Consider the following 14,966-nt stretch of genomic DNA (forward strand, 5'->3'; position numbering starts at 1 on the left):
CCTCGGCGGCGATTGCCTGCAAAAGGTGGGTCTTGCCGAGGCCGACTGACGCATGGATGAAGAGCGGATTGAAGCGGACAGCGCTTGCACCGGCATCGGCGATGGTGCGCGCAGCAGCGAGTGCGACGCGGTTGGGCGTGCCATCGACGAATGTCTCGAACGTGTAGCGTGGATCAAGCGGCGACCCGAAGACCGAATTCTGCGAACGATCGGCAAAATGCGCAGGCGCCTTCTTTTCCTGCGTTGTGGTCCCGACCGGAAAGACGGGCTTCTCGCGAGCAAGAGCCCGCGTTTCGGCGCGCTGCGGCGCCTCGGCATCACAGGTCGGACGGGCGGCGCGGCTGGCGCTGCGGAAGACGATCTCGACCTTGAGGATCTGTTCATCCTCTTCGCGCCACAGTGCGGTGATCATGTCGGAATAATGATTGTTGATCCAGGAGCGCAGGAACGCGGTAGGCACTGACAGTCGGACGATACTCTTGGAAGTTTCGTCGAGCTTCAGCCGGCCGAACCAGCTCGAATAGACCTCGCCGCCAAGTTTCGCCTTGAGCTTGCTTTTGACGCGCTCGAAAATCATCTCGCCACCGGCCGAAGCCATGTCTTTCCCCTCATCCACATGGAGCGGGACCATGGCATTTGTGCCGTTTTCCATTATTCCGCTGGTCATTGTCATCGCCTCATCCTGGTATTTCATTCGGGTCGTTGAGACGCCCGTGTTTTATATTTGCCGACGTTTCACCGTCCGGCAGTGATGACCGACGAGCCGCCCCAGTGGCCCGCCTGGTTAACTTCGTAGCTAACAGATTGAGGATTTAGCGATCACGCAGTGTTGGACTGAATATATCTTGTTCAGAATTTCGTTCACAACCACGTTCGCATCCCTCTCGTTAGGCGCGTAAAGCCCTACGCCCGGCTCACGCCAGCGTCGCCAACCCGCTCGATTTATGAAACAACCCAAGCCCGTTGAACTTGAGTACTGACAAAAACCACTCGTTACGCAAACGGTCAAATCTGCGCCCGAACCCACAATTTTATAAGCCTGTTAAATGGGTTTTGCCCACCCCTTCGATGTCTTGGACCTTACAAAAACCTTTGCAGGAAGAGCAAGTCCGGCCCAAGGGTTTTTTGATGAATAAAAGGTTAATGGATTTCCATTTTTTTTAAGCGTCCCCAGCTTAACTTGGAAAAACCGTTCGGATTCAAGGCTTTTTTTGGGGCTCAGATTTTGTTGCACTGCGACCGGACGAGAGGAAAAAAAAATTATAAATTTTCGCTTGACAGAGGCTGTGGTCGGAGATTCCACACGGCACCCCCGAGTTATAATTACTACCTTCTATAAGTCATTGAAAATAAATGAAAAATGATGATTGACGCTTTTTGTCCTAATCGATTTGTGACTGTCAGATGTCATGGTTTTGATATGCCACAATCTTTTCCAGGAGAAACGAATTTATTCCCAGAATCAGGCCCAAATAAAAAAACCCGGCTAAATAGATGCCGGGTTTTCAAATATAAATATGAAGGTCTGATTAAGCAGACATGCCCTTCAGGCGAGCCGAAAGACGCGATACTTTGCGCGAGGCAGTATTCTTGTGAAGGACGCCCTTCGATGCTGCACGCATGACTTCCGGCTCAACAGCCTTGAAGGCGAGGGTGGCAGCAGCCTGATCACCACTTGCGACCGCATCTTCGAACTTGCGAAGGACCGTGCGCACGCGCGAGCGGCGGGATTTGTTGACTTCGGTGCGGGCTTCGATCTTGCGCGCCGCTTTCTTGGCCGAAGGAGTGTTGGCCATGATGCCTCTCTTTTCTGTCAGCTAATCGGCAGCCTGAAAGCAGCCGTCACAAAATAATAGGGTGGCCGAGGGGCCACCGAACGTTGGGGGGCTTATAGATGACGTTTGCATTTGCGTCAACTTGGAATCGCTGATGAATCCGGGGATATTTTCGCTCACCGGTTTTTGAAGGAGGGCGTTCGCTTTTCGGCAAAGGCCGCCATGCCTTCCTTCTGGTCGTCGAGGGCGAACATCGAGTGGAAGACCCGGCGTTCGAAGCGCAAACCCTCCGACAGGGTCGTTTCGTAGGCACGGTTGACCGTCTCCTTCGTCATCATGGCGACCGGCAGGGAGAAAGACGCGATTTTTGCAGCTGCCTTCACGGCTTCCGCCACGAGATCTGCCGCCGGGACCACCCGGGAAACCAAACCGCAGCGCTCTGCCTCGGCAGCGTCCATCATGCGCCCGGTGAGGCAAAGGTCCATTGCCTTCGACTTGCCCACGGAGCGCGCGAGGCGTTGCGATCCTCCCATTCCCGGCATGACGCCAAGCGTGATCTCGGGCTGGCCGAATTTGGCCGTGTCGGCGGCGATGATAAAGTCGCACATCATCGCCAATTCGCAGCCGCCGCCAAGTGCGTAGCCTGCCACAGCCGCGATCAACGGCTTGCGCAGGCGGGTCACCCGCTCCCATTCGCTGAAATAGTCGCCGAGATAGGCATCGGCGAATGCGAGGGTCTGCATCTCCTTGATGTCGGCGCCTGCGGCAAAGGCCTTCTCGGAGCCCGTAATCACGATCGCACCGACGGCGTTATCCTTGTCGAAGCCTTCGAGGGCGGACGCAAGTTCGGCCAGAAGGGCCGAATTCAGCGCGTTGAGAGCTTGAGGCCGATTGAGCTGGATGAAGCCCACCCGTTCGCGTGTATCGACGATGATGTTTTCATAGGTCATGGATGGTCCTCCTCAATCGCAATCAATGCTGGCAGACAGGGCAGTAGAATGTCGAGCGCCCACTTTGGACGATACGCGACACCGTGCCATTGCAACCTGTCCGCGGGCAAGGGGCGCCTTCGCGGTCGTAGACTGAAAACGAATGCTGGAAATAGCCGAGTTCGCCGTCGGCTTGACGGTAATCCTTTAGGCTCGATCCACCCGCAGCGATCGCATCGGCAATGACGGATCGGATCAACGTTGCGAGGCGCTCGGTATTCTCGGTTGAGGCCCCGTCCGGGCCAGTGATGCTTCGAGCGGGCCGCAATGGCGACAGTTCAGCGCGCCACAGCGCTTCGCAGACATAGATATTGCCAAGTCCGGCTATCAACCTCTGGTCGAGTAGTGCCGCCTTGAGCGGCGCCGCCTTGTTATGGAAAAGCCTGGCAAGCAAGGCGCCATCGAGGCGATTGCCCGTTGGTTCGGTGCCGAGACCCTTTAACAAAGGATGGGTATTGAGTTGCCCCGGCTCGGCAAAGAGCATGAAACCGAAGCGTCGCGGATCATTGTAGATGATGCTGCTCGTCTGCCCATCCTTGCCGCCTAGCCGCAACACCACATGGTCGTGCAGCGCGTTCTTCGACCGCTCATGTGTAAAGTTTCCCGGCGCTTGAGCCGCTTCGCCCTGCTCGATCCGGTAGGAACCGGACATGCCGAGGTGACTGATGACGCCAAGACCGTCGTCGAGATGAAGGATGAGGTATTTGGCGCGCCGTTCGAGCGCTTCAATGCGCCGGCCGGTCAATCGCTCGGCAAAGCGGTCAGGGAAGGGAAAGCGCAGGTTGGGGCGCCGCTGCTCGACGGCAAGGATCGTCGCACCTTCCATGAAGGGCTGAAGGCCCCGCCGGACAGTTTCAACCTCAGGTAGTTCAGGCATCGGGACCGCGCTCCCCCGTTCCCTTGAGGAAGCTCTTGCCGTGGGAACCGGAAGCAATGCCGAGATGGGCGGCAACAGTCTCCCCAATGTCAGCGAAGGTCGGGCGCACGCCCAAGGACCCCTTCGGCAAATCCGGGCCGTAGCAAAGCACGGGTACCCGCTCGCGCGTATGGTCTGTGCCCTTATAGGTAGGGTCGCAGCCATGGTCGGCGGTAAGGATCATAAGATCGCCGGGACGAAGTTTTGCGATGGCCTCGGGCAGGCGCCTGTCGAAAGCTTCGAGCGCAGCTGCATAGCCAGCAACATCACGCCGGTGACCGTAGAGCATGTCGAAATCGACAAAGTTGGTGAAGACCAGATCGCCGTCCTGCGCATCGTCCATGGCGACCAGTGTTTCATCGAAGAGCGCCATATTACCGTTGGCCTTGCGCACCTGACTGACGCCTTGATGCGCATAGATATCGCCGATCTTGCCGATTGCGATGACCATCCGGCCTGCCTGGGTAAGTCGGTCGAGAAGCGTCGCTTCAGGCGGCGGCACCGAATAGTCGCGGCGATTGCCGGTGCGAACAAACGTTTCTCTCGTCTCGCCGATGAATGGCCGGGCAATGACGCGTCCGATGTTCAGCGGATCGACCAATTCCCGCACAATTGCACAGAGCTCATAAAGGCGGTCGAGCCCGAAATGCTCCTCATGCGCGGCGATCTGGATGACGGAATCAGTGGAAGTATAGAAGATCGGCTTGCCGGTGCGGATATGCTCCTCGCCAAACTCTTCGATCACGTCTGTTCCAGAAGCATGTTTGTTGCCGAGAATGCCTGGAAGTTCCGCACGGCGAACGGCGTCGGCGATCAGGGTATCGGGGAATGTCGGAACAGTTTGCGGGAAATAGCCCCAATCGAACGTTACCGGCACGCCCGCAATTTCCCAATGGCCCGAGGGTGTGTCCTTGCCCTTCGAGGTTTCTTCCGCCGCGCCCCATAGACCGGCGGGGGCGTGCATCCGTGATGGCATTGCAAATTCAGAGGCGAGATTGGCCGCATGAAACAGACCTAGCGAACTCATATTTGGGATGAGCAGTGGCCCCTGCCGCTGACCTTCCCTGTCGGCCTCCCCGGCAGCGCAGCGTTCTACTATGTGACCAAACGTGTTTGAACCTTCGTCACCGAAGGCCTCTGCATCGGGTGCGCCGCCGATGCCGAAAGAGTCTAGAACGAAAAGGAAAGCCCGAGCCATGCGACACTCCGAGTAAATCAGACATCACAGATAGGTCAAACTATGCGCCGTGACAAATCAATGGTGCGGCAGGCTCTGTTTCCGGGCTTATGGGCAGTTGGTGCAGATGACGGCGTTAGAACCTTGCCGTATGCGGCCATAGGATGTCTTGGACATGGGAATCCCGATGATTGATGCGCCGGCGGCGGTGTTCGTCTTCCCTGTGATCGTCCAGGGAACGCGGGGCGCATAGGCAAGCTTCATCTCTACCTGGACGACCGTGGTGCTTGGTATGCGCAAATTGGCGTCCAGAGTTATGGCGCTGCCGGCATTGTATGGCCTGGTCTCGCTTCCGTTCACAAGCCGCCGCGACCAGATGACCGTCGGGTTGCCGGCAGCGGAAATATTGATGGAGACTATGGTGATCTGGGGCGTGTCGCGGCGATAGGGCAGGAGGGTGGCTTGGCCGATCTTCATAATGTTGCTGAGATCGCTGACCGTGACAGTCGTCTGTTGCGTGACGAGGTCAGCGACCATGCTTGTAGCGCGGCCGAGGTTCTTATTGACATCGACACCGTCTGTCATCTCGACCGTGCCGAGGTAGAGCAGTATGAGAACAGGTGCAATGAGTGCGAATTCGAGCGCAGCTACGCCGCGTTTGTCACCGAGGAAACGCCCCGCGATCTTCGATAAGTATTTCGCCGCCTTTTCTTGTCTTTGATTGTTCATGCGTCACACTTTCGAGGCTTTGCGGATGGTCTGACCAGCGTCAGACGAAGGGTTCGTTTTTCCAGGTCACGGTTGAGAACAGCAGGGTGCGGCCCGTTCCGTCGATGCTCTCGATGCGATTGCGCATCAGATTGGTGAGGATAGGCCAGCGATAGAAAACACGCAGCTGGTTGATCGTGCTCGCGCCACCGACATTATTCTTGAATCCGGTCGCATTGACGTCACCGTTCGGCTGCAGCGGAATGGTGACGGGCACGTTGGTGAACGTTGCATAAGTCTGCAGATCTACGACGAGGTTGGTACAGCCCGCCTCAGGCATGAAAAGCTCTGCGCAGATGCGGTCACGCAGCTGGTTTCCCGAAATGTTTGCCGCCCGTAACTCGCCGGTTCGCAACCGCCTCGCAATTTCGTCGGTGGCGTTGGCCATGACTTGCTGAGCCATGAAACTCAACCCGACCTCGATGATGGCGAAGATCAGCAAGAAGAAGGGCAGGGCAATCATTGCGAATTCGATCGCAACCGTGCCGCGTCGATTGCGTCGAAAACGGGCCAGCAGCGCGATGAGTGGGCTTTTCCTTGCGGTGCCTTGATATGCGGCGCTTTGAGATGCGGCGCCGGCGTCGCCACTTTCATGCGAATTTTTATTCTCGTTGCTATCGTACATGGATGGAAATTCCCCGCACCACTTAAGGTCAGGGAATTCCTAGCATTCAGAAGTTAGAATCCGGTTGGAATGAGGCTCGAAATTGCAGTGAATTCATTCACAGTTTTTCAACCGTGAGCTTGTGTGGTCAATTACCGCCAATTTCCTGATCGGACTTGCTCTCCGCGTCAGTTTTCTGCGCCGTTTCGCAATAGGGCGTGCACGAAAGCGTTTGGACGAAGGCGCGGCGGTAGACGCGCGTGGTATTGGCGACACTGCGGCGGACCATGACCTGGTCATCGACGATCGCGCCTCCGTCCGCGTCGAGAATGACGATATTGGTAATACCGAAACCCTTGCCCGTCAAAACGACTGTGCGCGCATCCTTGACGACCGCATCGGCAATGGCGGGGTCACCGACAACGACGGTATCGGCGGGACGCGCGAGCCTGAGGATCCTTGCCTGATTCATGATCACGTGAATGCCGGTATCTGCGTTCGCCGGGGCCGTTGCTTGCGCGATGGCAGCCAATGCCATGGCAATAGTCAATCCGTAAGTGCGGATATAATGGAATTTCTTGCCAAACATGGAGGAGCCTCTCGAAACGAACGCTTCCTAAACATGGCTTGGATTGGTGAAGGAAAGCTTAAATCTGCCAACCTTTCATTAAGTATAAACGGGCGAAGAACACACTCTCTTAAAAAGGTAAAATTTGAAGAAAATTCTAACAATCCGATTTACCTTTCGGATACCTCTATTTGGACTTGCCAAAGTTTTACTCTTTTGTAACGGTATTCCTTAAGATGAATGAAATTCGCCGTCGCTAGCGTTCAAATAAGCGCAACAAGTGGTACGAGCGAGGAAATTGACATGACACGCACGATGAATGCGATCCTCGACGTGTTCGCTCGCTTCCTTCATAGCCGATGCGGCGCTACGGCAATCGAATACACACTTATCGCCTCGATAATCAGCATCGCTATCATGGTCGGAGCAGGCATGCTCGGAACGTCGACTCGAACGCTGTTCGGCTTCATCGCCACCGAAGTTTCCCAAGCGACAAACAGGTAATGGATCATGATTGAAGCCGCCATATTGGTAATCTTTCCGTTTGCAATGGCGTTCGCGGGAATCTCCGACCTCCTGTCGATGACGATCCAAAATCGTGTATCGCTCATCCTAGTCGTGTCATTCGTGATTCTCGCACCGCTTACCGGCATGGCCTGGGACGCCTATGCAATGCATTTTGCTGCAGGGGCGGTGGTACTCACTGCTACGTTCGCGCTCTTTGCTACGGGTACGATGGGTGGCGGTGATGCCAAACTCATGTCGGCGACGGCCCTTTGGCTCGGATGGAACATGGGCCTGGCTCAATATTTGTTGGTGATGTCTTTGTTTGGCGGTCTGCTGACCCTCGCAATCCTGAACTATCGCAATTCCCACACGGCAATATTGTACACCGACCGAATAGATTTCATGCGGCGGTTGGCGCGCAAGGAGGAAGGCGTACCTTATGGCATCGCACTCGGCGCCGCCGGCCTGATGGTATTTCCTGCCTCGCCTCTTTGCCAATGGGTGATCGACCGCCTGGCCCAGCTCTGATCGGGACTATCCAAACCGTGCTCAGTGTTTGACAATATATATAGGTCGAAAGTTTGATGGTTAAGCGCTGTTAATCATAGATTTAAGCAATGCGTTAACCATAATTACACGATTAACAAGTCAATGTGCAACCGTGGGTAATCTTAGACGAAAGTCTATCGGGGTGCATTGATGCAAAAAGCACGACTTGTCATTTTGACCGTCGCGGTCGCCGCCGCGGGCGCTGCGGGCTATATCGCGACGCAGATGAGGCCCGACGTGAACGTCGTGCAATCCGAGCCCCAACCTCAGATCAAATTGCAGGATGTTTTGGTCGCCACAGAGAATCTTGGCGTCGGGACGGAAGTGAATAGTCAGATGCGCTGGCAATCCTGGCCCGTTGACGCCCTGGCGGATGGCTACATCAAACGATCTGACCGGCCGAACGCCACGGAAGAACTTAAAGGTTCGACCGTTCGCTTGCGCATATTCACGGGCGAACCCATTCGCGAAGCAAAGCTGATCGGCAAGGGCCAAAGCTTTATGTCGGCACAGCTTCCTGCCGGCATGCGGGCCGTCGCGACGCAGATTGCGGCCGATACGTCCGCAGGCGGCTTCATTCTTCCGGACGATTATGTCGATGTCATCATGGTCCACGAGATCGAGGTTCAGAACCAACCCAAGCAATTCATCACCGAGACCGTTCTGCGCAATATTCGGGTACTGGCGGTCGATCAGACCATCCAGGAAGATGAAAATGGTGAGAAGACCAAGATCGGTTCCACGGCAACGCTCGAACTAACGCCGGAACAAGCGGAAGTCATTGCCGTCGCCCAGCAGATGGCAGCTCGGCTGTCCCTCGTCCTGCGCTCGGTTCAGGACGCGCAGGAACAAGCCGGACCCGGCGCGCAATACCTCGTCAATTCGCCGGGCCGCAACGGCAATGTGAAACTGATCAAGTCCGGGACCATGGTCGAAATCATGGGCCGGAAATAAAGCAATGGGGCACGAAACCAACATCATGCAGCTCAAATGCGCATCCCCAATATCGCCGACGCAGAAGGTGGCGACGTTCCTTCTCGGCTGCAGCCTTGCCATTCTGCCAGTACCTGACAGGGCTGTTGCCGAGGAGAGCGTCATAAAGCTGAACCAGAGCCAGAGCACAGGCAAGCGCATCAACCTTGGATTGAGCAAGTCGCTGGTCGTCGATCTGCCGTCCGATGCCTACGATATCCTGGTCGCCAATCCGACCGTTGCCGACGCCGTCACCCGCACCGCCCGACGCATCTATCTTTTCGGCAAGCAGGTGGGGCAGACAAATGTTTTCGTCTTCGGACCGAACGGAGAGCAACTTGCCAGCTTTGATCTCGTGATCGAACGCGACGTGGCCGGTCTTGAGGAGAGTTTGAGGAAATATATTCCTGATTCCGACATCAAGGTCGAGCTGATGAATGATAACGTCATCCTCACCGGAACAGTACAAACGCCCCTCGACGCCAAGCGCGCAAGTGATCTCGCCAACCTCCTCGTTTCAGGCGGTGAGGCGACAACGGGGCAATACGCGCTGACGGCATCCGGCCAAGGCGGCACGAATGGCGGCGGCGGATCGGACGTTGCCATCAGCGATCCGGACGAGGCGCGTCAGAGAAGCAAGATCGTCAATTTGATCCAGATCGCAGGAGACGATCAGGTGACGCTGAAAGTGACGGTGGCCGAGGTCAGCCGCACGGTTATGAAGCAGCTCGGCGTCAACCTTGTCGGCAAGACGAAGTCGGACGGCATCTTCTTCAGTTCGACAAATATCGCGTCACTGGCAGGCAAGAGCCTGACAACGTCGGGCATTACTGCTCCGATTTCGATCGGCAGCGCAACGATCGATTCCTATCTGAATGCGATGGAACTTGCCGGGGTGATGAAAACCCTTGCGGAACCATCGCTGACTGCCGTTTCCGGCGAACAGGCCCAGTTCAAGGTCGGTGGTGAATTCAACATGATTACCGCGCAGACGCAGAATGCGCAGGGAACGCAATACCAGGTCACCAAGATAGAATACGGCATCGGCCTTGAATTTGTACCTGTGGTGCTTTCGCCGGGCCGCATCAGCTTGAAGGTGAGGACGTCCGTTTCCGAACCAACTCTTGAAGGTTCAGTTACGCTCGGCGCGGGGGTCAATCCGACCTTCAACGGCACCACGAACAAGAACCAGGCGCAAAACCTTTCTACAAATTTGATTTCACTGCGCAAGCGCCTCGCCGATACGACGGTAGAATTACCCTCTGGTGGTTCGATGATGATCGCTGGATTGATGCGCGACGAGAACCGCTCGGCCATCTCCGGCCTGCCCGGAATCTCCAAGATACCGGTGCTCGGGACTCTGTTCCGCAGTCGCGAATTTGTGCGCAATGAGAGCGAACTGGTCATCATAATAACGCCCTATCTCGTGCGTCCGGTCGCCCGCACGGCGCTTGCCAGACCCGATGACAATCTCAATCCAGCCAGCGACGCCGCCGGCATCTTCCTCGGCAAGGTCAATCGTGTCTATGGCACGAAGGAGGCCAGCCTGCCGGAGGGTCGCTACGAAGGCACTGTCGGTTACATTTACAAGTAAGCAGGGACGCGGTCATGCCAGACACAAATCACATTCGTCGTATGAAGCCGGTCCTTGCATTGCTGGCTATATCGCTCCTCGCCGGTTGCGCGCAGCGCCAAATGACAGGCAGCATTCCAGACGATTATCGGACCAATCATCCGATCGTCATCTCAGAAAAAGAACAGGTCTCGGACATTCCTGTCGGTCACGCGGACACCAAGCTCTCAATCACGCAGCGCAGCATCGTTGAGCACGTTGTCGCAAATTATCGCGCCAACGGATCGGGCATGATCCACATATTGCTGCCCGCCGGCTCACCGAATGAACGGGCTGCCGCGCGGTTGCGCGATGATATCACGGCCGTGCTGCGCAAGGGCGGAGTGAAGCCGTTCAATATCTCCAGCGAGCGCTACGGCGCCAGCCCATCGGACTCAGCCCCGATAAGGCTCTCCTATACGGCAATGACGGCGTCGACCCATCCATGTGGGCAGTGGCCGAAGGATCTGCTCGAAACGGCGGATAACCGCCATTACGCGAATTTCGGCTGTGCGAACCAGAATAATCTGGCAGCCCAGATCGCAAATCCGGCCGATCTTCTTGGACCGCGGGCTTCCTCGCCGATCGATGCGGAGCGGCGCAACATTGTCATCGAAGACTACCGAGGTGTTCCTTCTGACAATCCGCACACGCTCGGTGCGCAGGAAGTCGACTATTCGTGGTGACCAACTCCTTGAAACGCGGAATGCTAAGATGAGTTTACTGGCCTTTGAAACAGAAGATGACATCGGGGATGGCGCAGGGCGGTCGACCGACCTGCACGCCTTCCGGCCGGTTCCTCGCATATCAATCCAGGCATTCTGCGAGACGGACGCGGTCGCAAAGCAGATTGCCCGCGCCAACGAGGACCGGAGGATGGCAAAGACGCATGCCCAAATCCATATGGGAGGTGTCGAGACCGCCGTCGAAATGTTCCAGACCGTTCCGACACCCAATCTGATCCTGCTCGAGACGTCGGCAGCGCCTCGCGACATGCTGCAAAGTCTCTCCACCCTTTCGGAAGTGTGCGACCCCAGCACGAAGGTCGTCATCATCGGGCACTTCAATGATGTCTGGCTCTACCGCGAACTCATTCGCAACGGTATTTCCGAATACATGATCGCGCCCATCGAACTTGCCGATATCATCGGGGTGATCGGCGCCCTTTTCGTGGATCCGGAAGCAAAGCCGCTCGGCAACGCCGTTGCCTTCATTGGCGCAAAGGGAGGCGTTGGCGCCTCGACGCTCGCCCACAATGTTGCATGGTCGATCTCCTCGCTGTTCAAGAGCGAGGTCGTCATCGCCGACATGGACCTGCCTTACGGGACCGCGAACATCAATTTTGACCAGGACCCCGCGCAAGGCATCGCCGAAGCCGTGTTTTCGCCAGAGCGGATCGACGACGTCTACCTCGACCGGTTGCTCGCACAATGCGCTGAAAATCTTTCGCTCCTAGCAGCCCCGTCGACGCTGGATCGGGTCTTCGACTTCCGCGATGACTCTTTTGCCCATCTGATCGACGTGGTGCAGCGCTCGGTCCCGCATGTCATTCTCGATGTACCCCACTCCTGGAATGGATGGACACGCACAACGCTGACCCGCGCAGACGAGGTTGTGATTGTTGCCTCGCCGGAATTGGCAAATCTCCGCAACACGAAGAACCTGCTCGACACGCTCAAGCAGCTTCGGCCGAACGATGCACCACCCCGGCTCATTCTCAATCAGGTGGGCGTGCCGAAACGGCCCGAAATCGCGCCGGTGGAATTCTGCGGCCCGCTTGGCATCCCGCCGATGGCGACGATTCCCTTCGACCCGGCGCTCTTCGGCAGTGCCGCCAACAATGGGCGGATGCTGGCCGAGACCGACGCAGCCAATCCAATTGTTCAGACCATCAACGAAATGGCCCATATTTTGACAGGCCGCATAACGCTGAAGACGAAGAAGAAGCCGGGGCTAAAAGCCGTCTTCTCGAAGCTCAAGCGCAAGAAATAGCGAGATCGAAGGGGCATCATGTTCGGTAAGCGTGGCAACGCCGGGGGAAACCAACAGGTCCAGGAATTTCGCGGCCTGGCGATGGAAGCGGCACTCCCGCTCGGTAACGCGGCGGCTGAGTCATCCCGTTTGCCGCGCGATATATTGGAGGCGAAGCGCCAGCCAGCGGAAGCGGCAAAGCCGGTCATGGTGCTGCGTGAGAAGAACGAAGCCTATTACGACACCAAATCCCAGGTCTTCACGGCGCTGATCGATACGATCGATCTTGCGCAACTGTCGAAACTCGACCCCGAGGTCGCGCGTGAGGAAATTCGCGATATCGTCAATGACATCATCGCGATCAAGAATTTTGCCATGTCGATTTCGGAGCAGGAGGAACTGCTCGACGACATTTGCAACGATGTTCTCGGCTACGGCCCGCTGGAGCCATTGCTGGCGCGCGACGACATCGCAGATATCATGGTCAATGGTGCGCGCAAGACCTATATCGAAGTTCAGGGCAAGGTGCAGGAATCGGGCGTACGGTTCCGTGACAACCAGCAACTCCTTAACATATGCCAGCGCATCGTCAGCCAGGTCGGGCGCCGCGTCGATGAATCAAGCCCCATATGCGACGCGCGCCTGCCTGATGGTTCGCGTGTCAACGTCATTGCACCGCCGCTCGCGATCGACGGGCCAGTCCTGACCATCCGGAAATTCAAAAAGGACAAGCTGACGCTCGATCAGCTCGTCCGTTTCGGTGCGATTTCGCCGGCGGGCGCGGAACTCCTGCAGATTATTGGCCGTGTCCGCTGCAACCTTGTCATCTCGGGAGGTACGGGTTCAGGCAAGACCACTCTGCTTAACTGCCTTACCAACTACATCGACAAGGATGAACGCGTCATCACCTGCGAGGACTCGGCTGAACTACAATTGCAACAGCCGCACGTGGTCCGTCTCGAAACGCGGCCGCCCAATCTTGAAGGCGAGGGCGAAGTCACGATGCGCGATCTGGTCAAGAACTGTCTGCGTATGCGCCCCGAGCGGATCATCGTCGGCGAGGTGCGCGGGCCGGAGGTCTTCGACCTGCTCTCCGCAATGAACACGGGCCACGACGGTTCGATGGGCACGATCCACTCCAACAGTCCGCGCGAATGCCTCAGCCGTATCGAATCCATGATCGCTATGGGCGGCTTTTCACTGCCGCAAAGAACCGTCCGCGAAATCATCGTCGGCTCGGTTGATGTCATCATCCAGGCTGCCCGACTGCGTGACGGATCGAGGCGTATTACGCACGTTACCGAAGTGATCGGCATGGAAGGTGATGTGATCATCACGCAGGACCTCGTCGTCTACCAGATCACCGGCGAGGATGCGAATGGCCGGCTCATTGGTAAACATGTTTCGACCGGCATCGCCCGGCCGCACTTCTGGGAGCGTGCCCGCTATTTCATCGAAGATCGCCGCCTCGCCCAGGCACTGGATTCCATGGAAATCATGCAGGGATGATGAAGCGGGGGGAGATCAACGATGTTCGGGCTTAGCCTTCCGCAGATCGTCTTCGTCGCCCTGGTGGCGCTGACTTTCGCTGCTCTTGCCTATGTCTTCTTTTTTGATTCGATTGCTTCGCAAAAGCGGTCGGACGAGCGCCTGAAATCCGTGAAGCTGTCGGCCAGCGAAAGCATGGGCAAGCATGTAGTTCGCGACAAACTCGCGGAGGCGCAGAAGCGTCGCAGGTCGGTTCAGGACACGTTGAAGGATATCGAACAGCGTCAGAAACTGCGCGACAAGAACATCAAGTCACCACCCTTGAAGATGCTGCTCGTTCAGGCCGGAATGAAGGTTACGGTGCAGCGCTTCTATATTTACTCTGCCGTGGTCGGAATCATCGTCGCGCTGCTGGGGCTCTTCCTCGGCTCTCCGCTCTATCTGGCACCAGGATTGTTGCTGGCCGGCGTCTTCGGACTGCCGCGCTGGTTTGTCTATTATCGTCGCGGACGCCGCGTAAAGGCGTTTCTCAAGGAATTTCCGAATTCCATCGATGTCATTGTGCGTGCCCTCCGTTCCGGCCTGCCGCTCAATGACGGAATCAGGCTCATCGCCCAGGAAGCGCAGGAACCGGTTCGTGCCGAATTCCGTCGCATGGTCGATGGGCAGCAGGTCGGCATCAGCATCCCGGAGTCGTCGATGCGTATGTCGGAATATATGCCTTGCCCCGAAGCAAGTTTCTTCGGCATCGTCATCCAGATCCAGTCGCAGGCCGGTGGCAATCTTTCCGAGGCACTCGGCAATCTCTCGCGCGTGCTGCGCGACCGCAAGAAAATGGCGGCCAAGGTCCAGGCGTTGTCCATGGAAGCCAAGGCCTCCGCCTACATTATCGGCTCGCTGCCATTCGCGGTCGCCCTGCTCGTCTATCTGTCGAGTCCGGGCTACATCATGGTCCTGTTCACGACCGACACAGGTCACGTCATCATGGGCTGCGCGGCTGTCTGGATGTCACTCGGCATCATCGTCATGAAAAAAATGATCAACTTCAAGTTCTGAGCGGGAAGGTCAAG

16 protein-coding genes are annotated in these 14,966 nt (G+C 56.9%); 8 read left to right on the forward strand and 8 right to left on the reverse strand.

Translation table 11 applies throughout. The features are described 5' to 3' along the window. The 8 genes from AAAB35_RS10915 to AAAB35_RS10950 form a co-directional block, all read right to left on the reverse strand. Positions 1 to 631, reverse strand: a 631-nt coding sequence (locus tag AAAB35_RS10915) for a DnaA/Hda family protein (protein ID WP_340668348.1), incomplete at its 3' end; no start/stop codon positions are given. 898 nt (positions 632 to 1,529) lie between these two features. Further along, the gene (gene rpsT, locus AAAB35_RS10920; RefSeq protein ID WP_340668302.1) at positions 1,530 to 1,796 is read right to left on the reverse strand and encodes a 30S ribosomal protein S20; all 267 of its coding nucleotides are present in this window, start codon (positions 1,794 to 1,796) and stop codon (positions 1,530 to 1,532) included. A 155-nt stretch (positions 1,797 to 1,951) separates the two neighbouring features. After that, the gene (locus tag AAAB35_RS10925) at positions 1,952 to 2,725 is read right to left on the reverse strand and encodes an enoyl-CoA hydratase (protein ID WP_340668303.1); all 774 of its coding nucleotides are present in this window, start codon (positions 2,723 to 2,725) and stop codon (positions 1,952 to 1,954) included. 22 nt (positions 2,726 to 2,747) lie between these two features. Continuing rightward, positions 2,748 to 3,641 (reverse strand): bifunctional DNA-formamidopyrimidine glycosylase/DNA-(apurinic or apyrimidinic site) lyase, encoded by an 894-nt coding sequence (mutM, locus tag AAAB35_RS10930; RefSeq protein ID WP_340668304.1) that lies wholly within the window; start codon positions 3,639 to 3,641, stop codon positions 2,748 to 2,750. Further along, positions 3,634 to 4,878, reverse strand: coding sequence for a phosphopentomutase (locus tag AAAB35_RS10935; RefSeq protein ID WP_340668306.1), 1,245 nt, complete (start codon positions 4,876 to 4,878; stop codon positions 3,634 to 3,636). Before AAAB35_RS10935 ends, mutM begins: the two co-directional genes overlap by 8 nt. An 87-nt stretch (positions 4,879 to 4,965) precedes the next feature. Then, positions 4,966 to 5,586, reverse strand: coding sequence for a TadE/TadG family type IV pilus assembly protein (locus AAAB35_RS10940; protein WP_340668307.1), 621 nt, complete (start codon positions 5,584 to 5,586; stop codon positions 4,966 to 4,968). Positions 5,587 to 5,626: 40 nt separating this feature from the next. Continuing rightward, positions 5,627 to 6,250: a TadE/TadG family type IV pilus assembly protein gene (locus AAAB35_RS10945; RefSeq protein WP_340668308.1), complete on the reverse strand. Its 624-nt coding sequence runs from the start codon at positions 6,248 to 6,250 to the stop codon at positions 5,627 to 5,629. A gap of 127 nt (positions 6,251 to 6,377) precedes the next feature. Continuing rightward, a complete protein-coding gene (locus tag AAAB35_RS10950; protein WP_340668309.1) occupies positions 6,378 to 6,818 on the reverse strand; it encodes a pilus assembly protein N-terminal domain-containing protein in 441 nt (146 codons plus the stop codon). 282 nt (positions 6,819 to 7,100) lie between these two features. On the opposite strand from AAAB35_RS10950, the gene AAAB35_RS10955 reads away from it, so the two are divergent. From AAAB35_RS10955 to AAAB35_RS10990, 8 genes are all read left to right on the forward strand, one after another. Then, positions 7,101 to 7,301, forward strand: coding sequence for a Flp family type IVb pilin (locus AAAB35_RS10955; RefSeq protein WP_340668310.1), 201 nt, complete (start codon positions 7,101 to 7,103; stop codon positions 7,299 to 7,301). Between the two features lie 6 nt (positions 7,302 to 7,307). Then, positions 7,308 to 7,832 (forward strand): prepilin peptidase, encoded by a 525-nt coding sequence (locus tag AAAB35_RS10960; RefSeq protein WP_340668311.1) that lies wholly within the window; start codon positions 7,308 to 7,310, stop codon positions 7,830 to 7,832. A 171-nt stretch (positions 7,833 to 8,003) separates the two neighbouring features. Next, entirely contained in the window at positions 8,004 to 8,807 is an 804-nt protein-coding gene (gene cpaB / locus AAAB35_RS10965) for a Flp pilus assembly protein CpaB (RefSeq protein WP_340668312.1), read from the forward strand. Positions 8,808 to 8,811: 4 nt separating this feature from the next. After that, the gene (locus AAAB35_RS10970) at positions 8,812 to 10,419 is read left to right on the forward strand and encodes a type II and III secretion system protein family protein (protein WP_340668313.1); all 1,608 of its coding nucleotides are present in this window, start codon (positions 8,812 to 8,814) and stop codon (positions 10,417 to 10,419) included. A gap of 14 nt (positions 10,420 to 10,433) precedes the next feature. After that, positions 10,434 to 11,123: a CpaD family pilus assembly lipoprotein gene (locus tag AAAB35_RS10975; RefSeq protein ID WP_340668314.1), complete on the forward strand. Its 690-nt coding sequence runs from the start codon at positions 10,434 to 10,436 to the stop codon at positions 11,121 to 11,123. A gap of 28 nt (positions 11,124 to 11,151) precedes the next feature. Then, positions 11,152 to 12,429, forward strand: coding sequence for a CpaE family protein (locus AAAB35_RS10980; RefSeq protein ID WP_340668315.1), 1,278 nt, complete (start codon positions 11,152 to 11,154; stop codon positions 12,427 to 12,429). 18 nt (positions 12,430 to 12,447) lie between these two features. Then, complete coding sequence (locus AAAB35_RS10985) at positions 12,448 to 13,917, forward strand: CpaF family protein (protein ID WP_340668316.1); 1,470 nt, start codon at positions 12,448 to 12,450, stop codon at positions 13,915 to 13,917. A 21-nt stretch (positions 13,918 to 13,938) separates the two neighbouring features. Beyond that, positions 13,939 to 14,952, forward strand: a complete 1,014-nt coding sequence (locus tag AAAB35_RS10990; RefSeq protein WP_340668317.1) for a type II secretion system F family protein — start codon at positions 13,939 to 13,941, stop codon at positions 14,950 to 14,952. Positions 14,953 to 14,966 lie beyond the last annotated feature (14 nt).

This window comes from Phyllobacterium sp. (genome assembly GCF_037994425.1).
In the GTDB taxonomy this organism is placed as follows: Bacteria; Pseudomonadota; Alphaproteobacteria; order Rhizobiales; family Rhizobiaceae; genus Phyllobacterium.